We start from the raw sequence: 26,856 nt of genomic DNA, 5'->3' as shown, positions 1-26,856 counted from the left end.
TCTGGATCTGCTTCAGGCCAGATCACCAAATTGTAACTGTAATGCGCTGATGGCGGTTAAGGCCGCCGTTTCTGTACGTAATACCCGAGGGCCTAAACGAACGGCCATAAAACCTGCTTCTTTGGTTTGGGCCACTTCTGTGTCGGTAAAACCACCTTCAGGGCCTATCACTAAACGAATAGCCTGACTGCCTGCTATGGTCTTAATGGAGTCTGAAGTCCATGGATCCAAGGTCAGCTTTAAATCTTTTGTCTCTTGTGCCAGCCATTTGTGCAGCTGCAAAGCAGTATGCACAACTGGCACTACACTGCGCCCTGACTGTTCACAAGCTGCTATCGCAATTTTTTGCCATTGTTCTGTGCGTTTAGCCAGACGCTCTGCATCCAGTTTTACACCACAACGCTCAGTAAAAAGCGGAGTGATTTCAGTGACGCCCAGTTCAACCGCTTTTTGAATGACAAAATCCATGCGGTCACCACGGGAAATGCCCTGACCTAAATGCAATTTGAGGGGCGATTCGACCGGGTTGTCGCTTGAGCTGACGGCTTTAACCAACAGCTGCTTTTTTTCAACAGCAGTGATTAGCGCCTGATAATTCTGGCCGTCACCGTTAAACAAACAGAGTTCGTCACCCGCCTGCATACGCAACACCCGGCCTATATGATTGGCGCCGTCTTCGGCCAGGGCAAATTCCTGTTGTAGTGCAATAGCACCAGGCTGATAAATTCTGGGAATACGCATAAAGATAGCTTCTTAAGCACTTTGGAAAGTGCCTATGGTAGCAGGCAAAAGCGGGGCTGGGTATGGCTTGTGACGCAACTTATGCGTCACAAGCTTACTTCATTTATAGAAAAGCAATTAAGGGGCAGGGTAGATGTAACTGGCGCCAATACCTAAAGGCCATCCCATAGTCCAGAACAGAATTAAAAAGCTGGTCCAGCAAATCAGTAAAGTGACAGAATACGGCAGCATTAGTGCGACTAAAGTACCAATACCTGTGGATTTCACATACTTCTGGCAAAACACTACGATAAGTGGAAAGTAAGGCATCAGCGGTGTGATGATATTGGTGGACGAATCTCCAACCCGATAAGCTGCCTGTGTTAAATCCGGCGACACACCCAGTTGCATCAGCATAGGAACCAGCACCGCACCAATCAGAGCCCATTTAGCTGACGCAGAACCAATCACCAGGTTCACTACTGCGGTGAGCAATACCAGGCCTACCAGGTTGATCGCCATAGGAAACGCCATTTGCTGCAGGAAGTTAGCGCCTTTAATCGCCAGCAAAGCACCTAAGTTGGATTGACCAAAAGCGTAAATGAACTGAGCACAGAAAAATGCCATCACAATGTAGTAGCCCATACCACTCATGGCCTTACTCATGCCTTGCACTACGTCTCTGTGGGTTTTAACTTTACCTGAAACATAACCATAGACTATGCCTGGCAACAGGAAAAATACAAAAATAAGTCCGACTATCGACTGCATCAAAGGCGCTGAGGCTGCTGTCAGTTCGCCAGTACTGGAACGCCAGGCTGAGTTTTCCGGCCACACTGCAGCCACTAACACTGCTGCTGCAATCAGCATCGATAGCAGCGCATAACGCAAGCCTTTGCGTTCGTGATCATTGAGCGGGTCCATTGAAGGTAACTGCTCTGGGTCACCATCGACTTTGGTTTGTTGCAGACGTGGTTCAACAAATTTATCGGTCAGCACCCAGCCAACAATAACGATTAATACAACTGAAGCTGTAGTGAAGTAGTAATTGTTTAATGGATTAATCACCAGACTGGCGGCCGCAGGGTCGGCTGATAAACGGGCCGAGGCCTGAGTTAAACCTGCCAGTAAGGGATCTAAGCTGGAGGGTACAAATAAAGTGGCGGCAAAACCTCCGGATACACCGGCAAAAGCTGCGGCTATACCAGCAAGAGGGTGACGACCCGCAGCATAAAAAATGACAGCTCCTAATGGGATCACCAGCACATAACCTGCATCAACTGCGACATGGCTTAAAATACCTACTGCAATTAATACCGGAGTCAGTAAATGTTTTGACGTGACGGCTAAAATGCCGCGAAGGCCTGCATTAATAAAGCCTGTGTACTCAGCCACGCCTAAACCTAACATAGCGACCAGTACTACACCTAAAGGTGGGAAATTGACAAAAGTGCTGACCATTTTCGCCATAAAATCAGCAAAAGCAGCCCCTTCTAACAGGTTTTTCACCTGAAAAGGCTGGCCTGTGCGTGGATCTATATCGGTGAATGTAACGCCAGATAAAGCCCAGGATAAACCCCAGACAAAAAACATCAGTAAAGCAAATAAGATGGCTGGGTCTGGCAGTTTATTACCAATTCGTTCTATGGCATTAAGGCTACGATTGAGCCAGGAGGTTTTTACGGCACTGGACGTCATGGATACTCCGTGTTGTTTTAGCGTCATCTGCTGTGACTGTCTTTTATCCGTTTTACCTTATCTTGCTTTGATAAAACCGTAAATTAAAAAAATCGTCAGGAACGATTTTTAACAGCTTTAGCTGGCCCTTAGGGAGAGCGCCAAGGATGGCGGCGAATAACAAAAGGAGAGCAATGCTCTCCTTTTTGATTAGGTTCTGTTTGTCAAAACAAAAGCTTAGATTTTTGCTTCAGAGCGCAGAATGTCAGCTTTGTCGGTGTTTTCCCAAGGGAATTCATTACGACCGAAGTGACCGTAGGCTGCTGTTGCGCGGTAAATAGGACGCTCTAACTGCAACATCTGGATCAGACCATAAGGGCGTAAATCGAAGTGACGGCGGATCAGAGCTATCAGTTGATCTTCGCTTAATTTACTGGTGCCAAAAGTCTCAACGCTGATAGAAGTAGGTTCAGCAACGCCGATAGCGTAAGACACCTGAATTTCACAACGTTCAGCTAAACCAGCGGCGACAATGTTTTTTGCCACATAACGGGCGGCGTAAGCTGCAGAGCGGTCAACTTTTGAAGGGTCTTTACCAGAGAAAGCACCACCACCGTGACGCGCCATACCACCGTAGCTGTCTACGATGATTTTACGGCCAGTTAAACCACAGTCACCCATAGGGCCACCGATCACAAAGCGGCCAGTAGGGTTAATGAAATACTTGGTTTTATTGCTCAGCCATTCTGCTGGTAATACTGGTTTGATGATGTGTTCCATCACAGCTTCACGCAGGTCAGCCGTAGAAATGGTGTCACAGTGCTGAGTGGATAAAACCACTGCATCTATGCCCACTGGTTTGCCGTTTTCGTACACAAAACTCAGCTGGGATTTAGCATCAGGACGTAACCAGCTCAAAGTACCATCCTTACGCACTTTGGCTTGTTGTTGCACTAAGCGGTGAGAGTACGTAATAGGAGCCGGCATTAACACGTCAGTTTCATTGCTGGCATAACCAAACATTAACCCCTGATCGCCTGCACCTTGCTCACTAGGATCTTCATTTTTCTTATCCACACCCTGATTGATGTCAGGAGATTGTTTACCAATGGCGCTTAACACAGCGCAGGAATTGGCGTCAAAACCCATATCTGAATGCACGTAACCAATGTCACGAATAGTGCTGCGAGTGAGCTCTTCGATGTCGACCCAGGCTGAGGTAGTGATTTCACCACCTACTAACACCATGCCTGTTTTTACGAAGGTTTCGCAAGCAACACGGGCTTTTGGATCTTGTTCTAAAATGGCATCCAATACCGCGTCAGAGATCTGGTCAGCGATTTTATCCGGATGTCCTTCAGAGACAGATTCAGAGGTAAAAATGTGTTGTGCCATTTACGTATTCCACATGTTGGTTGTTATCGCGCCTGGGCGCTGTAATTTGGGGCGGCTATTTTAGTGAAAGCAGCAGGTCAATGCCAGAACTTTCTGCCGCCCGGACGTCTTTAATGCTAAAGCTTGCAAATGTATCGGCAAGAGCAGGTAAAACTTTGCTTTGGTGTGGATTAAAATTTGCGATTTGGCTGATGCTCTGTGAAAATAAGCCCAGCTTTGCCGTATCCATGTAAAAACAGCGTTCACCCGCTTAGCCGCCACTCCAATAAAGACAGAAAAGAGCAGTGCATACGGGTAACCCCACCCCTTGGATCAAAGTCATATAAAGTTAATAAAGCAGGAGAGAAGATGCCATCTCGTAAACAACTCGCTAACGCCATTCGTGCTCTGAGCATGGATGCAGTGCAAAAAGCGAAATCAGGTCACCCGGGCGCCCCTATGGGCATGGCAGATATTGCTGAAGTATTGTGGCGCGATTATTTGATTCACAATCCACAAGACCCAAGCTGGGCCAACCGCGACCGCTTTGTGTTGTCCAATGGCCACGGCTCTATGCTGTTGTATTCTCTGTTACATCTCTCTGGCTACGATTTAGGCATTGAGGATTTAAAACAATTCCGCCAATTGCATTCAAGAACTCCTGGTCACCCTGAATATGGGTATGCACCAGGTGTCGAAACCACCACTGGACCTTTAGGTCAGGGTATTACCAATGCTGTCGGTATGGCTATTGCTGAAAAAGCTTTAGCGGCTCAGTTTAATAAACCAGGCCATGCCATTGTTGATCACCACACCTATGCCTTTTTAGGTGATGGCTGCTTAATGGAAGGCGTATCGCACGAAGCCTGTTCTTTAGCCGGTACTTTAGGTTTAGGTAAGCTCGTCGCATTTTGGGATGACAACGGTATTTCTATTGATGGTCATGTTGAAGGCTGGTTCACCGACAATACGCCTGCACGTTTTGAAGCCTATGGCTGGCATGTGATTGCTGGTGTCGATGGTCACGATGCGGCTGCTATTAAGGCTGCTATTGAACAAGCCCGTACTGTCACTGACAAACCAACATTAATTTGCTGCAAAACCATTATTGGCTACGGCTCTCCAAATAAATCCGGTTCACATGACTGCCACGGCGCCCCTTTAGGTGATGCTGAAATTGCTGCAGTTCGTGAATACTTAGGCTGGGAGCACGCCCCTTTTGTTATTCCACAAGATATCTATAAAGAGTGGGATGGCAAAACCAAAGGTGCATCTGCTCAGCAGAGCTGGAATGACAGCTTCGCTGCTTATGCCAAAGCTTACCCTGAACTGGCTGCTGAATTTAAACGTCGTATGGCGGGGGATTTGCCAGCTGATTGGGCGGAAAAATCTGCCGCTTATATTCAGCATTTGCAGGACAACCCACAGTCGATTGCAACCCGTAAAGCCTCTCAGAATAGCTTAAACGCTTTTGGTCCTTTATTGCCTGAGTTATTAGGTGGTTCAGCCGATTTAGCAGGTTCTAACCTGACGATTTGGTCTGGCTCTAAAGGCGTCACAGCAGAAGACGCCAGCGGCAACTACCTGTATTACGGTGTGCGTGAGTTTGGTATGTCAGCCATGATGAATGGTATAGCTCTGCACGGTGGTTTTATCCCGTACGGTGCTACTTTCCTGATGTTTATGGAATATGCCCGTAATGCGGTGCGTATGGCTGCGCTGATGAAACAGCGGGTTATTTTTGTCTACACCCACGATTCTATTGGTTTGGGTGAAGATGGCCCGACTCACCAGCCTGTTGAGCAATTGGCTTCACTGCGCGTGACCCCAAATCTGATGAACTGGCGTCCTTGTGATGCAGTGGAATCGGCTGTGGCATGGCAGGCAGCAATTGAACGTACTGAAGGCCCAAGTACTTTAATTTTCACCCGCCAGAATCTGGTGCAACAAGCCCGTACAGCGCAGCAATTGGCTGATGTTCGTAAAGGCGGTTATGTGTTGTTAGATTCTGTAGGCACGCCTGAACTTATTCTGATTGCTACTGGTTCTGAAGTAGAGCTGGCAGTGCAGGCTTATCATCAGTTAACTGCTGCGGGCCGTAAAGTTCGGGTTGTTTCTGTGCCTTCAACCGATGTATTTGAAGCTCAAAGCGCGGCATACCGTGAATCTGTATTGCCTTCAGCAGTGACTAAACGTGTCGCTGTGGAAGCAGGTATTAAAGACAGCTGGTACAAATATGTTGGCCTGACAGGTAAAATCATTGGCATGGACAGCTTTGGTGAATCGGCGCCGGCTGAGCAGCTGTTTGAACACTTTGGTATTACCACGGCCGCTGTGGTTGCAGCTGCCAACGAGTTATTAGCGTAAAATGAAAAGGGGCCTTTTGGCCCCTCTTTTTAATCAGTAAATGTGTGAAGCGGGTAATTGAATAGCAATGACCATTAAAGTGGCAATTAACGGCTTTGGCCGTATAGGTCGGAATATTCTGCGTGCCGTGTACGAGTGCGGTTTAACAGAGCAAGTCAAGGTGGTCGCTATTAATGAATTGGCTGATGCCAAAGGTATAGCCCACTTATTAAAATACGATACCTCGCATGGCCGCTTTGGTTTTCCGGTTGAGCTGACTGCAGAAGGTTTGCTGGTCAATGGCGACGCTATAGCACTGTTTTGTCAGGCCGATCCCGCCCAGTTGCCATGGAATGAATTAGAGGTCGATGTAGTTCTTGAATGCACAGGTGTGTTTCATAGCCGTGCTGATGCGCAGCTACATTTAGATGCAGGTGCAAAAAAAGTATTGTTTTCACATCCGGCAGATGCCGATATTGATGCCACAGTGATTTATGGCATTAACCAGCATTTGCTGACCGATGATATGACAGTAGTGTCGGCGGGTTCTTGCACTACCAACTGTATAGTTCCGGTGATCCAGGTGCTGGATCAGCATTTTGGTGTAGAGAGTGGCACCATTACGACTATTCACGCCTCGATGAATGATCAGCAAGTGATAGATGCTTATCACACTGATTTACGTCGTACCCGCGCTGCCAGTCAGTCCATTATTCCGGTGGACACCAAATTAGCCCGTGGTATTGAACGTATCATGCCGCATTTGGCCGGGCGTTTTGAAGCCATTGCTGTGCGCGTGCCTACGGTCAATGTGACGGCTATGGATTTAAGTGTCACTTTGCATCAGGACGTCGATGTTACTCAGATCAATCAGGTTTTACAGCACGCAAGGGCAGGGGAGCTGGCTGGTATTCTGGATTACACCGAAGAGCCACTGGTTTCCGTTGATTTTAATCATGATGCGCATTCATGCATTGTCGATGGCTCGCAAACAAGAGTCAGCCATAAACGTTTAGTGAAATGTTTAGTTTGGTGTGACAACGAATGGGGCTTTGCGAACAGAATGATCGACACAACCCGCGCTATGATGAGTTTTGTCTAAGCTTTTTAAATTAATAATAGAAATTGAATCAAATCACAGGAGTCTGGTATGTCAGTTATTAAGATGGCGGATGTCGATTTAACAGGGAAGCGGGTACTGATCCGTGAAGATTTAAACGTACCGGTTAAAAATGGCAAAGTGACCTCAGATGCACGTTTAAAAGCTGCTATTCCTACTATTGAATTAGCGCTTAAAAAAGGTGGCAAAGTGATGGTGTGTTCGCATTTAGGTCGTCCTGACGAAGGTGTGTACGCTGAAGAGTTCTCGATGGCGCCTGTGGTTGATTATTTAAATGCTGCTTTATCTGTGCCTGTACGCCTGGTTAAAGACTACCTGGACGGTGTTGAAGTGAACGCCGGTGAAGTGGTTGTGTTTGAAAACGTGCGCTTTAACAAAGGCGAAGGTAAAAACGACGAAACCTTATCGAAAAAACTGGCTGCTTTATGCGACGTGTTTGTGATGGACGCTTTTGGTACTGCACACCGAGCTCAGGCTACGACTCATGGTGTGGCACAGTTTGCGCCAATCGCATGTGCTGGTCCTTTGTTGGCTGCCGAGTTAGATGCATTAGCCGCTGCGCTTAAAAATCCGAAACGCCCATTGGTGGCTATTGTAGGCGGCTCTAAAGTGTCGACCAAGCTAACAGTGCTTGAGTCTTTATCCGGTATTGTTGATCAGTTGATTGTCGGTGGTGGTATCGCCAATACCTTTATTGCTGCTCAGGGCTATCAAGTCGGCAAATCCCTGGTTGAAACTGACCTGATACCAGAAGCGAAACGTTTAATGGCACAAGCCAAAGCGAACAGCGGTTCTATTCCGGTGCCAACAGATGTAGTGACAGGCAAAGCTTTTTCTGAAGACACTCCGGCGACGACGAAGTCTGTTGCTGATATCAGCAGTGACGATATGGTGTTTGATATTGGTCCTGACAGCAGCGCTGCGCTGGTCGATATTCTGAAAAATGCCGGCACCATCGTTTGGAATGGCCCCGTAGGTGTGTTTGAATTTGCCTCCTTTGAACAAGGCACTAAAGCTTTGGCTTTGGCCATTGCAGATAGTCAGGCATTTTCTATAGCTGGTGGTGGCGATACTTTAGCTGCTATTGATAAGTATGAATTAGCTGACAAAATTTCTTATATTTCTACAGGTGGCGGAGCATTTCTGGAATTCCTCGAAGGTAAAACCTTACCAGCAGTGGAAATTTTGGAACAACGTGCCAAAACCACAGCCTAAAGCTGTTAGATTACAAATAACTACAAAAATCTAAACGAGAACGACCGCAGGTTCTGTGTAATTAAAGATCACCTCAGGTGACAGCAGAGTCCGCGGTTTTAAACACAACCCTTACCCTACACAAAGAGAGAGGATCTCATGGCTCTGATTTCAATGCGTCAAATGTTGGACCACGCTGCCGAGTTCGGTTATGCAGTACCAGCCTTTAACGTCAATAACTTAGAACAAATGCGTGCCATTATGCTTGCCGCTGATGCGACAGACAGTCCTGTGATAGTGCAGGCGTCTGCAGGTGCACGTAAATATGCCGGAGCCCCGTTTCTGCGTCATTTAATACTGGCTGCAGTGGAAGAATTCCCGCATATTCCAGTAGTGATGCATCAGGACCACGGAACCTCAACAGCTGTATGCCAGCAGGCGATTCAGCTGGGTTTTTCTTCGGTGATGATGGATGGTTCTTTAGGAACTGATGGTAAAACACCGATGGATTATGATTACAATGCCGATATAACGCGTCGGGTTGTAGATATGGCGCATGCCTGTGGTGTTTCAGTTGAGGGCGAATTAGGTTGTTTAGGCTCGCTTGAAACTGGCGCAGCAGGTGAAGAAGATGGTATAGGTGCAGATTGCATCCTAAGCCATGACCAAATGTTGACTGATCCGGAAGAAGCGGCTCAGTTTGTCAAAGCGACAGGTGTCGATGCGTTGGCTATAGCTTGCGGTACGTCACATGGTGCATATAAGTTCAGTCGCCCGCCTACAGGTGATATTCTGGCGATTGACCGCATTAAAGATATTCATGCCCGTATCCCGGATACCCATCTGGTGATGCATGGGTCATCTTCTGTGCCACAAGAATGGTTGGCTATTATCAATGAATATGGTGGAGCCATTCCTGAAACTTATGGTGTGCCAGTTGAACAAATTCAGGAAGGGATCAAGTTTGGTGTTCGTAAGATCAATATAGATACTGACTTACGTTTAGCCTCGACAGGAGCTATCCGCCGCTATATGGCGAAAAACCCTGCGGAATTTGATCCACGTAAGTATTTGCAGGAATCAGTCAAAGCTATGACTGAAATTTGTAAGGATCGTTATCTGGCATTTGGTACGGCCGGTAACGCGTCAAAAATAAAAGCCATTTCTCTTGAGCAAATGGTGAAGTTGTATGAGTCGGGGAAATTAACACCGAACATTAAATAAGCAAAAATTTTAATGGATTATTAATACAGGAAAGATCCTGATTTTGCTTAAGAAAAAATGGGTATAAATCGCAAGTAAGTTGCAACAAAACTGTCATCGTTGACTGTCGTTGTTATATTGACAATCCGCGAGTTTGCTGCAATGATGCGGGCGGTTTACCCTTTAACCGGGTTATCTTTTGTTACAAAAAATAGCCTTTCAAAAACAGGTTACGTTAATCAGCAATTATTGGTTGGGAACTATGTCTAACAATAACATTCGTAAGAGTCTGGTTGCTTCTGCTCTGTTTGGAGCATTCGCATTGGCCAGCACATCAGTAGCGGCAGATCCATTAGTAGAACTGCACAAAGCGGGTCAGCAAAACATCCGCGCTGCAGTTCAGTCTCAGGAAAAAATCAACAATATTTTTGACCAAAGTCAGGAATTATTGGCTGAATACCGCCAATTAGTTGAACAAACTGAAAACTTAAAAGTATATAACGACCACGTTGCTAAATTAGTTGCCGATCAGAATTCACAGCTGGCTTCTTTTGACAAACAAATTGGTACTATCGAAGGTACTAAGCAAGGTATCGTTCCTCTGATGTATCGTATGGTTGATACTTTAGAAGCCTTTATCAAAGCGGATATGCCAATCGACCTGACTAACCGTCTGGCTCGTATTGATCGTCTGCGCGCTGTGTTAGGTAATTCAGCGGTAAACACTTCAGAAATGTACCGTTTAGTAATCGAAGCCTACCAAATCGAAAAAGATTTAGGTACAGCTCTGGTTACTTATACAGACAAACTGACTGTTGATGGCGGCGAAATTACTGTGAACTACGTTTACGTAGGTCGCGTTGCCTTACTGGCTCAATCTCTGGATGAAAAACAAGCTTGGATGTTCAACAGAACTACAGGTCAATGGGAAGCTCTGGGTCAAGAGTACCTGGAATCTACCAAGTTCGCGATTCGTGTTGCGGGTAAACAAGCAGCCCCAGAATTGTTGAAACTTCCAGTTATAGCAGCGGAGTAAGCATAAATGAAGAAAGTTTTTAAAGGTTTAGTAGTTGCAGCTGTTGTAACTATGTCTGCAGGCGTGTGCTTAACTGCTGCTGCCGATACAGCCAAACTTGACCAACTGTTAGAGCAAGTTAAAAAATCACGTACTGCTGAAGGTAAAATCAACCAGCAACGCGAGCAGGAATTTTTATCTGACCGCGCTGACAAGCAAGCCCTGTTAAACAGAGCAAAAGCTGAGTTCGCAGCTGAAGAATCACGTGGCAAATCTTTAACTCAGCAGTTTGCTGACAACGAAGGTAAATTAGGCGCTAAAGAAGCCGAATTAATTGCTGCTCAGGGTACTTTAGGTGAAATGTTCGGTATCGTTCGTGGTGCTGCAACTGAAACCATCGGCGGTATCGCTACTTCTAACATCAGTGCCCAGTTTAAAGGCCGTGAAGAACTGCTGAAAAAACTGTCAGAAGCTAAAGAACTTCCAACTATCAATGAATTGGAAGAACTGTGGGTTGCTCTGCAAACTGAAATGACTGAATCAGCCAAAGTATCTAAGTTTGAAGGTAATGTTGTGTCTCTGGATGGTAACTCTGCTCAGGCTTCAGTTACTCGTATCGGTGCATTCAACCTGATTTCTGACGGTGGCTATTTAGTATTTAACGCTGACACTCAGGAAATGCAGCCTCTGGTTAAACAACCTGAGTCATACATTGTTGCTGATGCTGAAGCGTTCAAGAATGCAGCTGCTGGCGAAGTGAAACCAGTTTATATCGACCCAACTGGTGGTAACTTACTGCGTCTGAAAACTCAGGAAGCTACATTAACAGAACAATTCCACCAAGGTGGTACTGTTGGTTACGTAATCACAGTGTTATTAGGTATTGGTTTGTTGATCGGTTTAATTCGTTTCTTAGCTCTTGCAGCAGCCTCTTCTGGTGTAAATGCTCAGCTGAAAAACCTGTCTAACCCTTCAGAGAAAAATGCTTTAGGCCGTATCCTGAAAGTTTACCACGACAACAAATCTGTTGATGTTGAAACTTTAGAACTGAAACTGGACGAAGCCATTATGCGTGAAACTCCGGATATCGAAAAAGGTATCGGTATTATCAAGCTGATCGCTGCTGTAGGTCCTTTATTAGGTCTGTTAGGTACAGTTGTAGGTATGATTGGTGCGTTCCAGGTTATTACCTTACACGGTACTGGCGACCCGAAAATCATGGCTGGTCAGATTTCAATGGCGTTAGTAACAACTGTTCAAGGTCTGTTATGTGCTCTGCCATTACTGTTCCTTCACTCTATGTTACAAAGTAAATCAAACTCAGTCCTGCATGTTCTGGATGAGCAAAGCGCTGGTATCATCGCTGCTCATGCGGAGAAGGAGAAAGCGTAATGCATAGCCTGATAGAGCTTTGGGAATCTGTCAGGGATTTTATCGCAACCGGCGGTGATGTACTGTATATCGTCGCCATAGTGCTCTTCATCATGTGGGTATTGATCATAGAGCGCTTCTGGTTTATCAACCGGGAATTTCCAGCGATGCGTAATCGAATCATCGCTGACTGGAATGCCCGGGCTGATACAACCTCCTGGTATGCGCATAAAATTCGTGATGCGTGGGTGTCAGAAGCATCTACCAAACTGCATGAGCGGATCGGTGTAATCAAAACTTTGGTTGCGATCTGTCCAATGGTCGGTTTGTTAGGCACTGTGACCGGTATGATCGCTGTATTCGAAATTATGGCGGTACAAGGTACTGGTAACCCAAGACTGATGGCAGCTGGTATTTCAATGGCAACAATCCCAACTATGGCTGGTATGGTTGCGTGTTTATCAGGTGTATTTGTAACGTCCAAACTGGAAGGTAAGGTGAAGTCAGCAGTTCATGGATTAGCTGACAGTATGCCTCATCATTGATAGAGAGTATTTTATGGCACGTAAAATTAGACGTGAAGCCGAAGAGGCAGCAGTAGATTTAACGCCGATGTTGGACGTTGTATTCATCATGCTGATTTTCTTTATCGTTACGACGTCGTTCGTTAAAGAAGCTGGTATTGACGTAAACCGTCCTAAAGCGGCGAAAGCTCAATCTAAGCCATCAGCCACTATCTTTATTGCTATCCGTGCAAACGGTGAGATTTGGATGGATAAACGTGCTGTAGACGTTGAGCGTGTTGGTGCAACGGTTGAAAAGCTGTTAGCTGAATCGCCAACTGATACAGTGATCATTCAAGCAGATAAAGAAGCTAAGCATGGTATTGTGGTTTCAGTAATGGACCAAATCAAGCTGGCTGGTATCGATAAGATTTCGATCGCTGCGGAGAACAAGTAATATGGTAAGGTTATTACTATCACTGGTAGTTGGTGCGGTAATAACGTTTTTCCTGTATGTGTTGATGGCATTCCTTATAGGTGGGGATGATACGTTCACCAATGCTAAAAAGGATCAAATCGTTATTGAAATTAACTCGACACCGCCTGAGTCAAAAGCTCAGACTCGTGTTCGGGTGCCGCCACCGCCGCCGCCACCGCCGCCAGAGCCTCCAAAAGCTCCGGTTGCAGAACCAGCTTCAACTGATACTGGTGGAACCATAGGTTTCAACATCCCTTCAGTTGACGTAGGTGGTGCGAACTCAGGCTTAGGTGATCCGTCGTCAGCGATGATGCGTGATGGCGATGCTACTCCGATAGTTCGTATTGAACCTAAATACCCGGTACAGGCTGCTCGTGATGGTCTGCAGGGTTGGGTTAAAATGCGTTTTACTATTCTGGAAGATGGTAGCGTCGGTGACGTCACTGTTGTTGAAGCAGAACCTAAACGTGTATTTGACCGTGAAGCAATTCGTGCGTTAAAGCGCTGGAAATATTCACCAAAAGTGGTCGATGGTAAGGCAGTTCAGCAACCAGGTATTATGGTTCAATTGGACTTCTCTCTAGATCAGGCTGGGGGTTAACACTATGAAGAAAATAAGTAATCTTACTTCTGCGTTGATCGTACTGGCCAGCTTTGGTGTTACAACCTTAAGTTCGTATGCTGTAGCAGCTCCGGATCCTGCAAAAATTGAAGCGCGTAAAAATCGCAAATCAAGTGCTGTAGGTGAAAAGGTTGGTAAAGCTATAGGTAAAGCTTACGAGCTATACAGTGCTGAAAAGATCAATGAAGCTATTGCTGCATTGCAAGGTGTTGAGTCAAGCAATGAGTTTGACATGGCTTATTTAAATCGTTTTTTAGGCAACATGTGGGCCGCTAAAGACGAGAAAAAAGCCATCGCCTACTTACGCAAAGCGATGAAGCCAGACGTATTGAGCTTTACTGACCAATCTGCTGGTTTGCGTTTACTTGCTGACTTATTGTTAAGCGATAAACAATACAATGAAGCGATTAAAACCTATTACCAGTGGATAGACTTCACAGGTGAGAAGGATTCAAACGTTTATCTGCGTATTGCCAGCGCTTATATGGAAATGAAGCAGTATCAGAAGGTGATTGAGCCTGCTGATATGGCCATTGCTCTGCAAGATAAAGCTAAGCCAAACGCCGGTCCTTATACCTTGAAGTTTTCAGCTTATTACGAGATGAAAAACAACAAGAAAGCGATCGAAGTGTTAGAGACTACTGTGAAGGTCTTCCCAGCGGAAAAACGTTGGTGGACTTATCTGGCTCAGTTTTACAGTATTGAAGAGCAATATGAAAAAGCTTTGGTGACACTTGAAGTTGCAGCTATGCAAGGCATGTTGGATTCAGAAAATGAGTTCAAGTTATTGTCTCAGCTGTACTCAAACGCCAACGTTCCATACAAAGCGGGTATGACACTGGAAAAACATATTAAGTCTGGTTTAATCAAAAAAGATAAAACTATGCTGAACAGTATGGCCAGTTCATTCCAGGCTGCGCGTGAAATGGAAAAAGCCGCTCAGTATTACGGTGAATCAGCTCAGATAGACAATGATGGTGATGCATATCGTCGTCAGGGTTCATCTCTGATCCTTGCTGAAAAATACTCTGCTGCTGTTGTCGCTCTGAACAAAGCGTTGGATGCTGGTGTAAAAACCAAAGGTCCAGTGTATCTGGCTCTGGTAGAAGCTTATTTCTATCAGAACAAGTTCAGAGACGCCTACCAGGCTGTGCAGAAAGCTAAAGCTGATCCTAAGTTTGCCCGTCAGGCTGCAAGCTGGGAGAGCTACATTAAAGAGCGCGCTAGCAAAAATAACGTGAGTCTTTAATAGTAAAAAAACCCTGCTCCGGCAGGGTTTTTTCTTTGTATATCACTTCGTAGTGAAAGCTGCAGTTTTGTTTACTGCGAACTCTCCGCCAGACCCTAAACTCTTGCCAACTCACAGCAACCCTAATTACGTTGGCTATACATTTCCCGGCACTTTACTTTAGTTCTCATTTTATCCCGGTGTCATACCAGATCTTTGAATTGAATCCATTTGCTGGCAGAGCAGGGGCCTATGTGCTTTATTTTGCTGTATTTTGCTGCTTGAATCGTCACTTAGTTTAAAAAATACGCGAACAGTTAAGGCTTTCTAAAAAACTGTTGACACCTTTAGCCTCGGCCCCTAGAATTCGCCTCGTCTTGTAGGGGATTGCTTTGCAACTTCTACAATTGGTGTGGGGCTATAGCTCAGCTGGGAGAGCGCTTGCATGGCATGCAAGAGGTCAGCGGTTCGATCCCGCTTAGCTCCACCAAAGATTTTGTTCCAGTGTCCCTTTCGTCTAGAGGCCTAGGACACCGCCCTTTCACGGCGGTAACAGGGGTTCGAATCCCCTAAGGGACGCCAACAAAATCTGACAAACTGACTGTAGTGTCCCTTTCGTCTAGAGGCCTAGGACACCGCCCTTTCACGGCGGTAACAGGGGTTCGAATCCCCTAAGGGACGCCAATTAGTCAGTACAAAATGTGATGTTTATGCGCCTGTCCCTTTCGTCTAGAGGCCTAGGACACCGCCCTTTCACGGCGGTAACAGGGGTTCGAATCCCCTAAGGGACGCCAACATCATATGAAGAACTATCCAGTGTCCCTTTCGTCTAGAGGCCTAGGACACCGCCCTTTCACGGCGGTAACAGGGGTTCGAATCCCCTAAGGGACGCCACTTCAGCGTTACATCTGCAAGTGGGGCTATAGCTCAGCTGGGAGAGCGCTTGCATGGCATGCAAGAGGTCAGCGGTTCGATCCCGCTTAGCTCCACCAACTTAGCTCCGCTAACTTTATAAATTTCCGGCAATTCTCCGCTCTGTAGATAGCCAGTTAAACCAAGCGTCTAATTTACCTGGCCTCTTGTTGCCTTTTGATTGGCTTTCAGCAATTTTCAAATTTTATCTTTACAGTTGAACTCAATAAAAAAAGCGGCTTGAAAGCCGCTTCCTGACATTCCTCAAACTTGGTTACATCTTTATTCTAGACTCGACACCAAAGGTAGCATTAAATCTGCGATAACAGGTTGTGCTTCCAGGTTCGGGTGTAGTCCATCTGCTTGCATCCATTGCTGCTTTAACGCTATGGTCTCCATAAAGAACGGCCACAGTGGTATTTGCTGCTCCTTTGAAATCTTAGGATACAAATCAGTGAATAATTTGGTGTAACGTGGGCCATAGTTCGGTGGAATACGTATTTGCATTAAGACAGCTTTACTTTGTTGCTGGTTTATTTGCGTCACCATCGCATTGAGATTGCTTTCAAGCTGGGGCACAGGAAAACCACGCAGGCCGTCGTTGGCGCCCAGTTCAATCAGCACGTAATCGGGTTTGTGTTGTTCGAGCAGGGCAGGTAAACGGGCCAGACCACCACCGGAGGTTTCACCGCTGATACTGGCGTTGACCAGTGTCCAGTTACTGTCCTGTTGGTCGAGTTTTTGTTGAAGCAGATGCACCCAACTTTGTTGTTGGCTTAACCCATAACCGGCGCTCAGACTATCGCCAAGAATTAACAGCGTTTTGGCCTGCACTGCAGCTGCGGTGAGCGACAGGACCAAAAGCATAACGTAGATCAATCGAATCATGAAAACACCTATACCTCATATTGTTGCAAAAGATGTTGTAAAAACAGTTCAGCTTACTGAGTCAGAGCTTACCATACTGCAAGATATCCATCTGACTATCAATCAGGGCGCGACAGTTGCCATAGTGGGTGCTTCAGGCTCGGGCAAGTCTACTTTATTAGGCATATTGGCCGGTTTGGATCAGGCGTCTGCCGGAGAAGTCTATCTGGCGGGTCAGCCGCTGCACAAACTCACTGAAGATGAGAGAGCAGAGTTAAGAGCCCGTTCTGTTGGTTTTGTCTTTCAGTCTTTTTTATTGTTACCCAGCCTCACGGCATTAGAAAATGTCACTTTACCCGCTGAATTGGCAGGTATGCCGGATGCAAGAGCGCGTGGCCTTGAATTGCTGGCGCAAGTAGGATTAAGCCACAGGGCCGATTTTTTCCCTAATCAAATGAGTGGCGGTGAACAGCAAAGGGTGGCGATAGCCAGAGCTTTTATCACTAAACCAGCAGTGCTGTTTGCCGATGAGCCTTCGGCCAATCTGGATAGCGCTACAGGCGAAAAAATTGAAGATTTATTGTTTGAACTGAATGAGCAGCAAGGTACCACCTTAGTGCTGGTGACGCACAATCATGAGTTGGCGCAACGTTGCCAGTTCAGATTTCAGATGCACGCAGGCCACTTAACGGCTGATTTGACTCAAGCTACAGAGGACAAACGTCATGTGGGGTAAAATCGCCTGGAGGCTGTTCTGGCGTGAGTTAAGCCGGGGTGAGTTATGGGTGATAGCCTTTTCACTCTTTTTAGCTGTGCTGACTGTAGTGAGCTTATCCGGTATCACTGAATCTGTGCGTTCCGCTTTGTATCAGCGTAGTGCCAATTTTGTCGCTGCCGATAAAATTCTGCGTTCCAGTGTTGGCTTTAATGAGCAGATCCAACAGCAGGCAGAGGAGCTTAAACTGCAGTCATCGCGTCAGGTGCAGTTTAACTCTATGTTATTTGCCAAAGATTTGATGCAGTTGGTGTCTGTCAAAGCGGTATCAGCAGCTTATCCGTTAAGAGGCGAGTTGATATTAAGCTCGTCGCTGACCGATGCCACTGCGCTTGCATCCTTGCAGCCGAATCAGTTGTATCTGGAAAGTCGTCTTTATAGTTTACTGAATATCAAAGTGGGCGACAGTCTGGAGCTTGGTGAAAAAGTATTTACTTCCGCTGGGGTTATTGTGGCTGAGCCTGATGCGCCCTTGTCTGTATTTGGTAGCTCGCCACGGGTGCTCATGCATCTGGATGATGTGGCCGCGACAGGAATTATTCAGCCTGGTAGTCGGATCAATTACCGCTTAATGTTTGCAGGTTCCCAGCAAGACCTTGAATTACTGGAGACACAAAGCAAAGAACTGCTGGGTCCACAGGACAGATGGCAGAAAATGGACAGAGAGTCGGCCATAGGTGGCGCTCTGGACAGATCGGAGCGCTTTTTATTGTTATCAGGTCTATTGGGTATAGTACTGGCCGCTTGTGCCGCCGCAGTGGCTGCGAATCGTTATAGTCAGCGGCATGCCCGCTCTGTCGCTGTGATGAAGGCTTTGGGCGCAACCACTACTTTAAGCCGGAAAATTTATGGCAGCCATCTGTTATTTGTGGTGATCTTCAGCGTAGGCTTTGGTTTAGTGGCTGGGCAGCTGTTGGTGCAATTAAGCCAATGGGGTGTTGCCTTCTGGATGCCAGAGTATCTGGCTGAATTTAGCTTCCGGCCTCTAGGTTTAGGTGTACTGACTGCTGCTATTTGTGCTGTGTTATTTTCGGCCCGACCTTTATGGCGTTTGGCTGCAGTGCCGGCTTTGAATGTATTGCGTGAGAAACCGGATCAGATGAAATTTGATCCGGTGCATTTAATCAGCGGCTCAGTCGCCATCTGGCTATTGATGTGGCTTTTTAGTGGTGATATTTGGATCAGCAGCTGGTTGTTTGTGCTCTGCCTGGTATTTGCCGCTTTACTGATGGGATTTGCTGCTTTGCTGGTTCGGGTTGCTAAACCTATGGCTGCGGGGCAAAGTAGTGCGTTACGGCTGGCTCTGGCGAATTTACGTCGCAGGTTATGGCCCAATGCGTTTCAGTTGATCACTTTTAGTCTGGCGCTATTTCTAACCCTGTTACTGTATTTTTTACGTTCTGAGCTGCTGGACCAATGGCAACAGCAGGTTCCAGAAGGTGCACCGAATCAATTTCTGGTGAATTTAACGGAGCAGGATAAAACGTCACTGCAACAATTGGCAGCACAGCATCAGCTCACCCTGACAGATTTTTATCCGATGATCAGTGGTCGTGTTCTGGCCGTTAACGGCGAAAACTTTGCCGATGAAGCAACCAAAGAGAAACCGGAGCAGCGTCAAGGCGTAGGGCGTGAGCTGAATTTAACCTGGTTAAATCAGATGCCGGACAATAACAAGCTGGAAAGCGGGCAGTGGTTTACTGCTGATTCCAAAGCTGAAGTGTCGGTCGAATCGCAAATGGCCGAACGACTGGAGCTGAAGCTTGGCGACATGCTGCAGTTTTCTGTCGGTGGCCAGTTATTTGAAGCGAAAATCAGCAGTATTCGTAAAGTGGACTGGAATAGTTTGCAGCCCAACTTTTATATGGTGCTGTCGCCTGATCTGATGCAGGGATTTCCAGCGACTTATATCACAGCCTTTTATCTGGATATGTCAGAACAAGAACTATTAAACCAGATAGTGCGGCAGTTCCCGACAGTGAGTCTGATTTCTGTCGATACCATCTTAAAGCAGGTCAATGATATTATCAGTCAGGTGTCTGTGGCCTTAACTTTTATCCTGATTTTGGTGTTTGCATCTGCAGTGCTGGTGTTGGTGGCTCAAGTGCAGGCTACGCTGGAGCAAAGAGAACAAGAGCTGGCCATCCTTCGCACCTTAGGGGCTAAGTCGTCTTTCTTAAAAGCGGCCCTGCTGTATGAGTTTGCTGCGTTGGGTGGGTTAGCCGGTCTTTTTGCCACTCTGTTAGCTGAAGTTTTACTGGCTGTAGTACAGCAGCAGTTTTTTGATTTACCTTACAACCCTCACTGGAACTTATGGTGGTTAGGTCCGGTATTAGGTGTGGGCTTAGTCACAGCGCTGGGGGCATGGCAGGTCAGGGTATTGCTGAAGATGTCAGGCAGCACCTTATTGCGACGCGCCCTTCAGAATTGAAGGGCGTTTAAAGCATCTTTGAGCTGTGGATGGTGGAACTGAAAACCACTATCCAGTAAACGTTTAGGTTGTACATTCTGACCAAACAACAGGATGTCGGCCATTTCACCAAAAGCTAAGCGCAATACAAATGCAGGCACTGTAAAAGGTGCCTTTTTACCAAAACGTTCCGCCAGCACCTGGCTGAACTGTTTATTACTGACAGGGCGGGGCGCTGTGGCATTAAAAGGCCCACTTAAGTCCTCACGTTGCAGTAAGAAATCAATCAGGCGTACCATGTCTTCCAGATGGATCCAGGACATAAACTGCTGACCATCACCAATAGGGCCACCCAGACCGTATCTAAACAACGGCAGCATCTTGCCAAGGGCTCCGCCTTTACCACTCAGCACTATGCCTGTACGCAGTAAACAGACCCTTGTGTTCGCTCCTGCAGCTCGCTGTGCCAAATTCTCCCAGCGGGCACAAATATCATGGCTGAACTCTGGATAAAAAGAACTGTGCTCTTCAGTGACTACTGTGTTGCCCTGGCGGCCATAAAACCCTATGGCGGAACCGCTAATCAGTACTTTAGGTGGGGTAGTGCATTGCTGGATTTTTTCAGCCAGAGTTTCAGTGAGCTGCCAGCGGCTTTGGCAGATTTTTTCTTTTTGTGATTCACTCCAGCGTCTGTCCGCTATAGGTTCTCCTGCCAGATTGATCACAGCATCTATTTGATTTAAATCGATATCATCAAGAGAGTGTTGATAATTGGCGTCAACCGCCAATATTTCTTTCGCTTTTACGGATGAGCGGGTAAGGATATGTAACTGATGTTGGCCTTGCCACTGTGCGACGAGCGCACGTCCAATCAGCCCCGTAGCGCCTGTTATTAAAATGTTCATCCAAAGTTCTCCACAACCATAAGCTACTGAATACAGCCAAGTATAAGTGCTTTACTACGGTTGTGTGGGTTATTACGGTTTAGTATGAACTTGCTTTAAAAACTCGATACGTTGCTTGAGGTGGTACAACTGGCATTGTTTGTATGACGCGGTCGCAGCATTGTTATCCGGCAATTGACCAATAAACTGCCAGCGACAGTCTTGTTCTGTATACAAGCTAAAGGTTTGACGGGCTTTGTTAAACAACTTCAGACCGTCCTTACGCCCTGTGCTGGTCGATTGTGCTTCCAGTTTAAACAAATGGTTGTTTTCCCAGGTGGTTAACTCACGTCTGGTCTGCTCCAATTGTTGATCCAGACATTGCATATAATCCACTTTGTTTAGTGTGCTCTGATCACAAGCCTGCTGCGCATAAAGCGGAAAAGCACTGACCAAGGCTATCGACAACAGTAATTTCATCATTTTATACCTGGCTCCGGAAACCGAATAACAAAACGAGCTCCACCTAAAGGGCTTTGCGAAACCTGCAGCTCACCTGAATAAGATTTGACCAGTTCGGATACGATGGAAAGTCCGACCCCATGCCCTTCTTTATAGGTATCCAGTCGGGTACCACGTTGGAACAATTCTTCCCTTTTATCTTGCGGAATGCCCGGGCCATCGTCTTCTATATCCAGTTGCAGCGGTTTGCCAAAGGCACTTATTTTAACCCTGTGATTACAGGCTTTGCAGGCGTTGTCGAGCAGGTTGCCCAAAATTTCCATTAAATCTGTTTCATCACCACGGAATACCACCTGATCCGTACAATGAATTTCTATTAAACAGCCTTTATCCCGATAAATTTTGCTTAGAGCCTGTTCCAGCTTTGTGATCAGTGGTTTCACGTGAATTTGTTTGTGCCACAAATCCTGACCTGAGCTTGCGGCACGTTTTAGCTGGTGTTCAATCATGCCGGTAATACGGTCCAGTTGTTCACGTAATTCAGGTTGCTCGGACAGCTTAGAGGTCCGAAGTACAGCTATAGGGGTTTTTAGCGCATGTGCCAAATCACTTAAGTGATGGCGGTAACGCTGCTTTTGCCTGTTCTGGTTCGCCAGCAGAAGGTTTAAATCTTCTTTGATTTTGTTCAGCTCGGCAGGGTAGTCGTGCAGCAGTTGTTCTTGCTGGCCACTTTCCAGTTTATGGATTTCTTTATCTAATGAAGTTAATGGTTTAGTGATCCAATAATAAGCCAGCAAAGTTAAGCCGATAAGCACGAGCGCTATACCAATAAACCATTGGCTTAAGGTTTTGCGGAAGGCTTTCAGCGGTTCCTGCAGCAATTGATCATTTTGCACCACATGAATAGTCAGAGGCAGGGTGTTGTCGCCTAAATCAAACAGCACGGAAAAGGACAGCACCCAGTATTTTTGCTGGTACTGTTCCATCAGCACAAATTCATGAGAGGCAGGTAAAATCTGGTGAGTGGGTGGATCAAATTGCTGGTTGATTGACGAGTCCGACTGCCATAACAATTCGTTTTCGCTGGTAATAAAAGCCGCAAGCCCTGAGTCAGGGCGATAAAAATCAGGTGGCAGCAAATTATTACTCAGCTCCACCTTGCCATCGTTCGGATGAACTTCAGCCAAAATGGAGTACATATGCACTTCAAGTCGTTGCTCAGTGCTGGTCAGCAGTTGGGTATAAAACGCCTGTTCTATAGCAAAAAATGAACTGGGTAATAAAAAGAACAGCAAAAACAGGCTGATAATACCCTGACGAACCTTGAGCGACAACTGCATTTAGCTGACAACCATAGTGAAACGGTATCCACGGCCACGCAATGTTTCTATAGGTTTTAATTCACCATCCGGGTCGAGTTTTTTCCGCAGGCGTAATACAAATACTTCGATAACATTACTGTCTAAATCAAAGTCCTGATCGTAAATATGTTCAGTCAGTTCAGTTTTGGAGATGACTTTATTCGGGTTGTGCATAAAGTACTCTAACACCTTGTATTCATAAGCTGTCAGACTCACTTCATCTTCACCTAACCACACCTGTTGAGTTCTGCTGTTCAGTTTCACAGGACCAGAATGCAGCATAGGATCAGGCTGACCAGCGGCGCGGCGGATCAAAGCATTAATACGGGCCAAAAGCTCTTCCGTATGAAATGGTTTGGTCAGGTAATCATCGGCACCTGCGTCTAAACCTTCGACTTTATCCTGCCAGTTGCCACGGGCTGTTAACACAATGACAGGGGTTTTAATGTCATTCTGACGGGCTTTACGAATAAGGCTTAAGCCATCCATCTTTGGCAGGCCTATATCAATAATAGCCAAATCATAAGGATATTCACTTAACTTAAACCAGCCGTCAGCACCATCATGGGCTACGTCCACACTAAATTGCTGTTGTACCAAATGCTCACGGATTTGTTCCGCCAATAAACTCTCGTCTTCAACAACTAATAAACGCATGGGGCTTCCTTTTTAACAATGCAGAAACAAAGTGGCGTTATGCTAAAACACTCTGTCAGTTGCGGCAATCCTTAACATCAGACAAAACGTTGAAAGTCTAAGATCCAGGGTCTGAATTGCTGCTGAATACCCGTCGTACTTGAAGCCGCAGCTTTGTTGACTGCGAGCTTTCGCTCTAATGTTGGTTTGTATTTGATACGTGCGGGGATAAACCCAGCCCCTACCTTGTTGCCTTGCCATAACTTCAATGACTGAAGGGATTATTTTTGTTTAAATAATGTGAATTTAATGATGCAAAATATCATCTTTTGACTATCTTTATTGACGAGGTTGCAACTCAAAGTAGTTTCTTTGCTTTCGTTTACCGGATTGTAGTGACTGACAACAACCTTCAGTCACACAGTGAGAAGGCAAGACACTGTTAAAAGGAGAGAACTGTGATGAAAATCGCACTCGTTGCAGCAGTCGTGGCCAGTATGGCCTGTGCAGTTAATCTGACCGTAGCACAAGAGTTGGCGAAAGCCCCTCTGTCCGTTCCCGCCGCCGCTAAAGTTGCGGACAAAGCCAAACTGAATATCAATCAGGCGTCGATAGAGCAATTAGTTGCAGTGCCTGGTATTGGTGAAAAAAAAGCTCAGGCCATTAAAGATTACATCAGTGCCAATGGCCCGATCAAAGACCAGAAACAACTGACTGAAGTCAAAGGTATTGGTGACAAGTTAGCGGCTAAAGTTGCTGAACACGTCAGTTTTTAAGCAGAAATACGCGCTCGTCAGTTATCGCCGAGCGCTTTCATTTGTTCGTTCGCCCACTGTACCGCCGTATGATAAGCATCAGGTACAGATTTACTGTCGAGTTTGAGGGAATGGATCAGTGCGTTGGCATCATCCCATGCGGCCTGCTCGTAAAACTTAATCAGTTGCAGAAATTGAGCTATAGGTCCTATACCATCGATCAGCGCATCTTTAATGTCTTTGGACAGCGGCAATTTACTCATCACTGAGCTCATCGGTTCATCCAGAATCGCATCCATCAGCGACATCATTCCGGTCAAAAAGGCTTTGGACACTTCGGGGAAACCTGCAAGTCTGGCAATATCCTCAGCAAAACGAGCCCTGGTCATTGCCAGTCGCATCAGCTCTGCAGGTTTATCACTGCTGATTTGAGCTGTAAAAAGTACAGATAAAAAACGTTTCAGCTCAGCCTGGCCCAGCACTACTATGGCTTGTTTAATAGTTGCGATTTCGGCGCGACGTTTAAATACCGCTGAGTTGGTGTAGCGAAGCAACTTGTAAGATAAATGCACATCACGTTCAAACACAGAGGTGATGGTATTTAAATCCATCTCTGTTTTTGCTGTTTCATACAACAATTCGGCTAATGTCATTTGAGCTGGCGACAAAGCCCGGCTTTGCATCATCTCAGGGCGGGAAAAAAAATAGCCCTGAAAATAGTCAAAGCCTAAATCCAGCGCCTGTAAAAACTCTTCATTGGTTTCTACTTTTTCAGCCAGCAGTTTGATGTGCGGAAATTCTTTGATGGCGTCTTTAATTTGCAGCATGGTATCGAGGCTGGTGGCGCGAAAATCAATTTTAATAATGTCGATAAGCGGGTAGAAATGCCGCCAGACCGGTTGATGAATATAATCGTCCAGCGCCAGTATATAGCCCTGGGCTTTTAGAGACTCACATTCAGCTAATAAACGTTTGCCTGGCTGCACTGTTTCCAGTATTTCGATCACCACTTGCTCACAGGGCAACATCGACGGATATTTTTTCAGTAAAGAATCAAGTGTAAAGTTGATAAAGCCAGGCTTGTCGCCCAAAAACTCATCCAAGCCTAAATTGAGCTGGCTGCCTTCAATCATACGTGAGGTGGCTTCGTTGCTATCGACTTCAGGAAATACGTTCTCCACACCATCCCTGAATAACAATTCATAGGCAAACAGGTTTTTATCTTTATCCAGAATAGGTTGGCGTGCAGTGTAAAAGTACATAAGTCCCTGAACAGCTAAACAGAAGTCATGCTTCAATGTAGCAAAGATCTGCGAGAAAAGACTATGGTCTTACAGATTTTTTCAGAGATTACAGGAGGAAACTGCAGGACGACCCAAACAACAGGTCGCCTGCAGTTAGATTGCTTAATTATTTTCTAACTTATCAGACACTTGCTCAAACAAATGGCTTACATCTGCAGAAGGAGCAGAGGTCGCCAGACTCACCAGCCAGGTTAACAGAGCAGAGACAAAAACTCCCGGGATCATGGCATACAGGAAATCATTAAGCTGCTTACCATCAATTTGGTAAGGGCTGTAAGCCCAGAACAGCACAGTCAACGCACCCGCTGTGATACCCGCCAAAGCGCCCCAATGATTCATCCGCTTCCAATACAAACTCATCAGCACCACAGGGCCAAAAGCTGCACCAAAACCAGCCCAGGCGTTTGCGACTAAACCCAGAATAGAACTGTTGCTGTCAAGCGCCAGTACTATAGCGACAAGGGCAACTGCAAAGACTGAAGCGCGGCCGACCAATACCTGTTGTTGATCCGTGGCGGCTTTGTGCAGGAAAGTTTTGTAGAAATCCTGTGTTAATGCGCTGGACGTCACCAGCAACTGGGAAGATATGGTACTCATAATGGCCGCCAGAATAGCCGCCAGTAATAATCCACCAACGAATGGATGGAACAAGACCTGAGACAGCAGAATAAAAATGGTTTCAGGGTCTTTCAGTGGTATCTGGGTTTGCTGAACATAAGCAATACCGACAAAACCTATGGCCATGGCGCCTATGATAGAGATGATCATCCAGGACATGCCGATGCGACGAGCCGCTTTAAAATCTTCCACTGAACGTATCGCCATAAAACGTACAATAATATGAGGCTGGCCAAAATAACCCAGACCCCAGGCCAGTAGTGAAATGATGCCCAGCACACTAGTGCCCGTGAATAAATCCAGATGCTTTGGATTGAGCTGCTCTATGGTTGCAAAGAGTTGAGTGGGCTGATCTAAAGCACCAAAAGCCACTACAGGCACCATCACCAGCGCAATAAACATAATCATGCCCTGGACAAAATCTGTCATGCTGACCGCTAAAAAACCACCCAGCAGGGTATACGCAATCACCACGCCTGCTGTCAGAAACAGACCAAACTCATAATCCAGACCAAAAACTTCGTCAAACAACTTACCACCTGCCACCATGCCTGATGAGGTGTATAAAGTAAAAAATACGACGATAACGACAGCTGAGACCAGACGTAAAAGCCGTGTTGGATCAGCAAAACGGTTTTCCAGATAATCGGGTAGGGTGATCGAATCTTTGGCTAATTCGGTATAAAGCCTAAAACGTGGAGCCAGCAGCAGATAGTTCAGATAAGCACCAATGACTAAACCAACACCAATCCAGATTTGAGAAATACCAGCCACATACATAGCGCCTGGCACACCCATCAGTAACCAGCCGCTCATATCAGAGGCGCCGGCAGATAAAGCTGTGACTGCAGGGCCTAACTTACGACCTCCCAGCATATACTCAGACAAATTACTGCTGGACTGACGATAGGCGTACAAACCTATTGCTAACATGGATATAAAATAAAGAGATAAAGCTAAAATGGTTCCCGTGGCCACTGTGGTTCTCCCGCACTGTTATTGTTGTAGTTATAAATTGGCG

24 protein-coding genes and 6 tRNA genes are annotated in these 26,856 nt (G+C 46.2%); 20 read left to right on the top strand and 10 right to left on the bottom strand.

The window, feature by feature from the left end; all coding sequences use genetic code 11:
* Positions 1-12 precede the first annotated feature (12 nt).
* From rsmE to metK, 3 genes are all read right to left on the bottom strand, one after another.
* The gene (gene rsmE / locus LSG34_RS14535) at positions 13-741 is read right to left on the bottom strand and encodes a 16S rRNA (uracil(1498)-N(3))-methyltransferase (RefSeq protein ID WP_233009811.1); all 729 of its coding nucleotides are present in this window, start codon (positions 739-741) and stop codon (positions 13-15) included.
* Positions 742-858: 117 nt separating this feature from the next.
* The gene (locus LSG34_RS14530; protein ID WP_233009810.1) at positions 859-2,418 is read right to left on the bottom strand and encodes an AbgT family transporter; all 1,560 of its coding nucleotides are present in this window, start codon (positions 2,416-2,418) and stop codon (positions 859-861) included.
* Positions 2,419-2,634: 216 nt separating this feature from the next.
* On the bottom strand, positions 2,635-3,792 hold the full coding sequence (gene metK, locus LSG34_RS14525; RefSeq protein ID WP_233009809.1) for a methionine adenosyltransferase: 1,158 nt from the start codon (positions 3,790-3,792) through the stop codon (positions 2,635-2,637).
* An 80-nt stretch (positions 3,793-3,872) separates the two neighbouring features.
* Between metK and LSG34_RS14520 the strand changes: the two genes are divergently transcribed.
* The 17 genes from LSG34_RS14520 to LSG34_RS14440 all read left to right on the top strand — a co-directional run bounded on the left by LSG34_RS14520 (position 3,873) and on the right by LSG34_RS14440 (position 15,843).
* Positions 3,873-4,025, top strand: a complete 153-nt coding sequence (locus LSG34_RS14520) for a hypothetical protein (RefSeq protein WP_233009808.1) — start codon at positions 3,873-3,875, stop codon at positions 4,023-4,025.
* A 115-nt stretch (positions 4,026-4,140) separates the two neighbouring features.
* The gene (gene tkt, locus LSG34_RS14515; protein ID WP_233009807.1) at positions 4,141-6,138 is read left to right on the top strand and encodes a transketolase; all 1,998 of its coding nucleotides are present in this window, start codon (positions 4,141-4,143) and stop codon (positions 6,136-6,138) included.
* A gap of 67 nt (positions 6,139-6,205) precedes the next feature.
* The gene (gene epd, locus LSG34_RS14510) at positions 6,206-7,219 is read left to right on the top strand and encodes an erythrose-4-phosphate dehydrogenase (protein ID WP_233009806.1); all 1,014 of its coding nucleotides are present in this window, start codon (positions 6,206-6,208) and stop codon (positions 7,217-7,219) included.
* 48 nt (positions 7,220-7,267) lie between these two features.
* The gene (locus LSG34_RS14505) at positions 7,268-8,452 is read left to right on the top strand and encodes a phosphoglycerate kinase (RefSeq protein WP_233009805.1); all 1,185 of its coding nucleotides are present in this window, start codon (positions 7,268-7,270) and stop codon (positions 8,450-8,452) included.
* Positions 8,453-8,590: 138 nt separating this feature from the next.
* On the top strand, positions 8,591-9,655 hold the full coding sequence (gene fba / locus LSG34_RS14500; RefSeq protein ID WP_233009804.1) for a class II fructose-bisphosphate aldolase: 1,065 nt from the start codon (positions 8,591-8,593) through the stop codon (positions 9,653-9,655).
* Positions 9,656-9,833: 178 nt separating this feature from the next.
* Complete coding sequence (locus tag LSG34_RS14495; protein ID WP_233009803.1) at positions 9,834-10,670, top strand: DUF3450 domain-containing protein; 837 nt, start codon at positions 9,834-9,836, stop codon at positions 10,668-10,670.
* Between the two features lie 6 nt (positions 10,671-10,676).
* Positions 10,677-12,041, top strand: coding sequence for a MotA/TolQ/ExbB proton channel family protein (locus tag LSG34_RS14490; RefSeq protein ID WP_233009802.1), 1,365 nt, complete (start codon positions 10,677-10,679; stop codon positions 12,039-12,041).
* Positions 12,041-12,565 (top strand): MotA/TolQ/ExbB proton channel family protein, encoded by a 525-nt coding sequence (locus LSG34_RS14485; RefSeq protein ID WP_233009801.1) that lies wholly within the window; start codon positions 12,041-12,043, stop codon positions 12,563-12,565. Before LSG34_RS14490 ends, LSG34_RS14485 begins: the two co-directional genes overlap by 1 nt.
* 13 nt (positions 12,566-12,578) lie before the next feature.
* Positions 12,579-12,980: an ExbD/TolR family protein gene (locus tag LSG34_RS14480; RefSeq protein ID WP_147903726.1), complete on the top strand. Its 402-nt coding sequence runs from the start codon at positions 12,579-12,581 to the stop codon at positions 12,978-12,980.
* Position 12,981: 1 nt separating this feature from the next.
* Positions 12,982-13,602 (top strand): energy transducer TonB, encoded by a 621-nt coding sequence (locus LSG34_RS14475; RefSeq protein WP_233009800.1) that lies wholly within the window; start codon positions 12,982-12,984, stop codon positions 13,600-13,602.
* 4 nt (positions 13,603-13,606) lie between these two features.
* Entirely contained in the window at positions 13,607-14,872 is a 1,266-nt protein-coding gene (locus LSG34_RS14470; protein ID WP_233009799.1) for a tetratricopeptide repeat protein, read from the top strand.
* 393 nt (positions 14,873-15,265) lie between these two features.
* Positions 15,266-15,341: transfer RNA gene (locus tag LSG34_RS14465), tRNA-Ala, on the top strand.
* Between the two features lie 16 nt (positions 15,342-15,357).
* Positions 15,358-15,433, top strand: a tRNA-Glu gene (locus LSG34_RS14460).
* Positions 15,434-15,459: 26 nt separating this feature from the next.
* Positions 15,460-15,535: transfer RNA gene (locus tag LSG34_RS14455), tRNA-Glu, on the top strand.
* Between the two features lie 34 nt (positions 15,536-15,569).
* A tRNA-Glu gene (locus LSG34_RS14450) sits at positions 15,570-15,645 on the top strand.
* 24 nt (positions 15,646-15,669) lie between these two features.
* Positions 15,670-15,745, top strand: a tRNA-Glu gene (locus LSG34_RS14445).
* Positions 15,746-15,767: 22 nt separating this feature from the next.
* Positions 15,768-15,843: transfer RNA gene (locus tag LSG34_RS14440), tRNA-Ala, on the top strand.
* Between the two features lie 202 nt (positions 15,844-16,045).
* Here the strand turns inward: LSG34_RS14440 and LSG34_RS14435 are convergent.
* Positions 16,046-16,651 (bottom strand): arylesterase, encoded by a 606-nt coding sequence (locus LSG34_RS14435; RefSeq protein ID WP_233009798.1) that lies wholly within the window; start codon positions 16,649-16,651, stop codon positions 16,046-16,048.
* Between LSG34_RS14435 and LSG34_RS14430 the strand changes: the two genes are divergently transcribed.
* Entirely contained in the window at positions 16,650-17,366 is a 717-nt protein-coding gene (locus LSG34_RS14430) for an ABC transporter ATP-binding protein (RefSeq protein ID WP_233009797.1), read from the top strand. The genes LSG34_RS14435 and LSG34_RS14430 overlap by 2 nt on opposite strands.
* The gene (locus tag LSG34_RS14425; protein ID WP_233009796.1) at positions 17,356-19,836 is read left to right on the top strand and encodes an ABC transporter permease; all 2,481 of its coding nucleotides are present in this window, start codon (positions 17,356-17,358) and stop codon (positions 19,834-19,836) included. The genes LSG34_RS14430 and LSG34_RS14425 overlap by 11 nt, the downstream gene beginning before the upstream one ends.
* Here LSG34_RS14425 and LSG34_RS14420 read toward each other — a convergent pair.
* The 4 genes from LSG34_RS14420 to LSG34_RS14405 all read right to left on the bottom strand — a co-directional run bounded on the left by LSG34_RS14420 (position 19,827) and on the right by LSG34_RS14405 (position 23,179).
* Positions 19,827-20,720, bottom strand: coding sequence for a TIGR01777 family oxidoreductase (locus LSG34_RS14420; protein WP_233009795.1), 894 nt, complete (start codon positions 20,718-20,720; stop codon positions 19,827-19,829). The genes LSG34_RS14425 and LSG34_RS14420 overlap by 10 nt on opposite strands.
* Before the next feature lie 72 nt (positions 20,721-20,792).
* Positions 20,793-21,182, bottom strand: a complete 390-nt coding sequence (locus LSG34_RS14415; RefSeq protein WP_233009794.1) for a hypothetical protein — start codon at positions 21,180-21,182, stop codon at positions 20,793-20,795.
* Positions 21,179-22,501, bottom strand: coding sequence for an ATP-binding protein (locus tag LSG34_RS14410; RefSeq protein WP_233009793.1), 1,323 nt, complete (start codon positions 22,499-22,501; stop codon positions 21,179-21,181). Before LSG34_RS14410 ends, LSG34_RS14415 begins: the two co-directional genes overlap by 4 nt.
* Positions 22,502-23,179 (bottom strand): response regulator transcription factor, encoded by a 678-nt coding sequence (locus tag LSG34_RS14405; RefSeq protein WP_233009792.1) that lies wholly within the window; start codon positions 23,177-23,179, stop codon positions 22,502-22,504. It abuts the gene before it with no gap.
* A gap of 440 nt (positions 23,180-23,619) precedes the next feature.
* Between LSG34_RS14405 and LSG34_RS14400 the strand changes: the two genes are divergently transcribed.
* The gene (locus LSG34_RS14400) at positions 23,620-23,934 is read left to right on the top strand and encodes a ComEA family DNA-binding protein (protein ID WP_233009791.1); all 315 of its coding nucleotides are present in this window, start codon (positions 23,620-23,622) and stop codon (positions 23,932-23,934) included.
* 17 nt (positions 23,935-23,951) lie between these two features.
* Here the strand turns inward: LSG34_RS14400 and LSG34_RS14395 are convergent, their stop codons facing one another.
* Both LSG34_RS14395 and putP read right to left on the bottom strand, forming a co-directional pair.
* Complete coding sequence (locus LSG34_RS14395) at positions 23,952-25,175, bottom strand: EAL and HDOD domain-containing protein (RefSeq protein ID WP_233009790.1); 1,224 nt, start codon at positions 25,173-25,175, stop codon at positions 23,952-23,954.
* Positions 25,176-25,319: 144 nt separating this feature from the next.
* Positions 25,320-26,813: a sodium/proline symporter PutP gene (gene putP / locus LSG34_RS14390; RefSeq protein WP_233009789.1), complete on the bottom strand. Its 1,494-nt coding sequence runs from the start codon at positions 26,811-26,813 to the stop codon at positions 25,320-25,322.
* Between the last annotated feature and the right edge of the window lie 43 nt (positions 26,814-26,856).

Origin of the sequence: Rheinheimera faecalis (assembly GCF_021290965.1) — a bacterium.
Taxonomy (GTDB): Bacteria; Pseudomonadota; Gammaproteobacteria; order Enterobacterales; family Alteromonadaceae; genus Pararheinheimera; species Pararheinheimera faecalis.
Note: the sequence above shows the minus strand (reverse complement) of the source record. Positions and strands in the feature narration are given on the sequence as shown.

What these genes read in the sequence shown, in the direction of transcription:
- rsmE (WP_233009811.1), bottom strand. Translation starts at nt 741, where the DNA reads ATGCGTATTCCCAGAATTTATCAGCCTGGTGCTATTGCACTACAACAG.
- LSG34_RS14530 (WP_233009810.1), bottom strand. Translation starts at nt 2,418, where the DNA reads ATGACGTCCAGTGCCGTAAAAACCTCCTGGCTCAATCGTAGCCTTAAT.
- metK (WP_233009809.1), bottom strand. Translation starts at nt 3,792, where the DNA reads ATGGCACAACACATTTTTACCTCTGAATCTGTCTCTGAAGGACATCCG.
- LSG34_RS14520 (WP_233009808.1), top strand. Translation starts at nt 3,873, where the DNA reads ATGCCAGAACTTTCTGCCGCCCGGACGTCTTTAATGCTAAAGCTTGCA.
- tkt (WP_233009807.1), top strand. Translation starts at nt 4,141, where the DNA reads ATGCCATCTCGTAAACAACTCGCTAACGCCATTCGTGCTCTGAGCATG.
- epd (WP_233009806.1), top strand. Translation starts at nt 6,206, where the DNA reads ATGACCATTAAAGTGGCAATTAACGGCTTTGGCCGTATAGGTCGGAAT.
- LSG34_RS14505 (WP_233009805.1), top strand. Translation starts at nt 7,268, where the DNA reads ATGTCAGTTATTAAGATGGCGGATGTCGATTTAACAGGGAAGCGGGTA.
- fba (WP_233009804.1), top strand. Translation starts at nt 8,591, where the DNA reads ATGGCTCTGATTTCAATGCGTCAAATGTTGGACCACGCTGCCGAGTTC.
- LSG34_RS14490 (WP_233009802.1), top strand. Translation starts at nt 10,677, where the DNA reads ATGAAGAAAGTTTTTAAAGGTTTAGTAGTTGCAGCTGTTGTAACTATG.
- LSG34_RS14485 (WP_233009801.1), top strand. Translation starts at nt 12,041, where the DNA reads ATGCATAGCCTGATAGAGCTTTGGGAATCTGTCAGGGATTTTATCGCA.
- LSG34_RS14480 (WP_147903726.1), top strand. Translation starts at nt 12,579, where the DNA reads ATGGCACGTAAAATTAGACGTGAAGCCGAAGAGGCAGCAGTAGATTTA.
- LSG34_RS14475 (WP_233009800.1), top strand. Translation starts at nt 12,982, where the DNA reads ATGGTAAGGTTATTACTATCACTGGTAGTTGGTGCGGTAATAACGTTT.
- LSG34_RS14470 (WP_233009799.1), top strand. Translation starts at nt 13,607, where the DNA reads ATGAAGAAAATAAGTAATCTTACTTCTGCGTTGATCGTACTGGCCAGC.
- LSG34_RS14430 (WP_233009797.1), top strand. Translation starts at nt 16,650, where the DNA reads ATGAAAACACCTATACCTCATATTGTTGCAAAAGATGTTGTAAAAACA.
- LSG34_RS14435 (WP_233009798.1), bottom strand. Translation starts at nt 16,651, where the DNA reads ATGATTCGATTGATCTACGTTATGCTTTTGGTCCTGTCGCTCACCGCA.
- LSG34_RS14425 (WP_233009796.1), top strand. Translation starts at nt 17,356, where the DNA reads ATGTGGGGTAAAATCGCCTGGAGGCTGTTCTGGCGTGAGTTAAGCCGG.
- LSG34_RS14420 (WP_233009795.1), bottom strand. Translation starts at nt 20,720, where the DNA reads ATGAACATTTTAATAACAGGCGCTACGGGGCTGATTGGACGTGCGCTC.
- LSG34_RS14415 (WP_233009794.1), bottom strand. Translation starts at nt 21,182, where the DNA reads ATGATGAAATTACTGTTGTCGATAGCCTTGGTCAGTGCTTTTCCGCTT.
- LSG34_RS14410 (WP_233009793.1), bottom strand. Translation starts at nt 22,501, where the DNA reads ATGCAGTTGTCGCTCAAGGTTCGTCAGGGTATTATCAGCCTGTTTTTG.
- LSG34_RS14405 (WP_233009792.1), bottom strand. Translation starts at nt 23,179, where the DNA reads ATGCGTTTATTAGTTGTTGAAGACGAGAGTTTATTGGCGGAACAAATC.
- LSG34_RS14400 (WP_233009791.1), top strand. Translation starts at nt 23,620, where the DNA reads ATGAAAATCGCACTCGTTGCAGCAGTCGTGGCCAGTATGGCCTGTGCA.
- LSG34_RS14395 (WP_233009790.1), bottom strand. Translation starts at nt 25,175, where the DNA reads ATGTACTTTTACACTGCACGCCAACCTATTCTGGATAAAGATAAAAAC.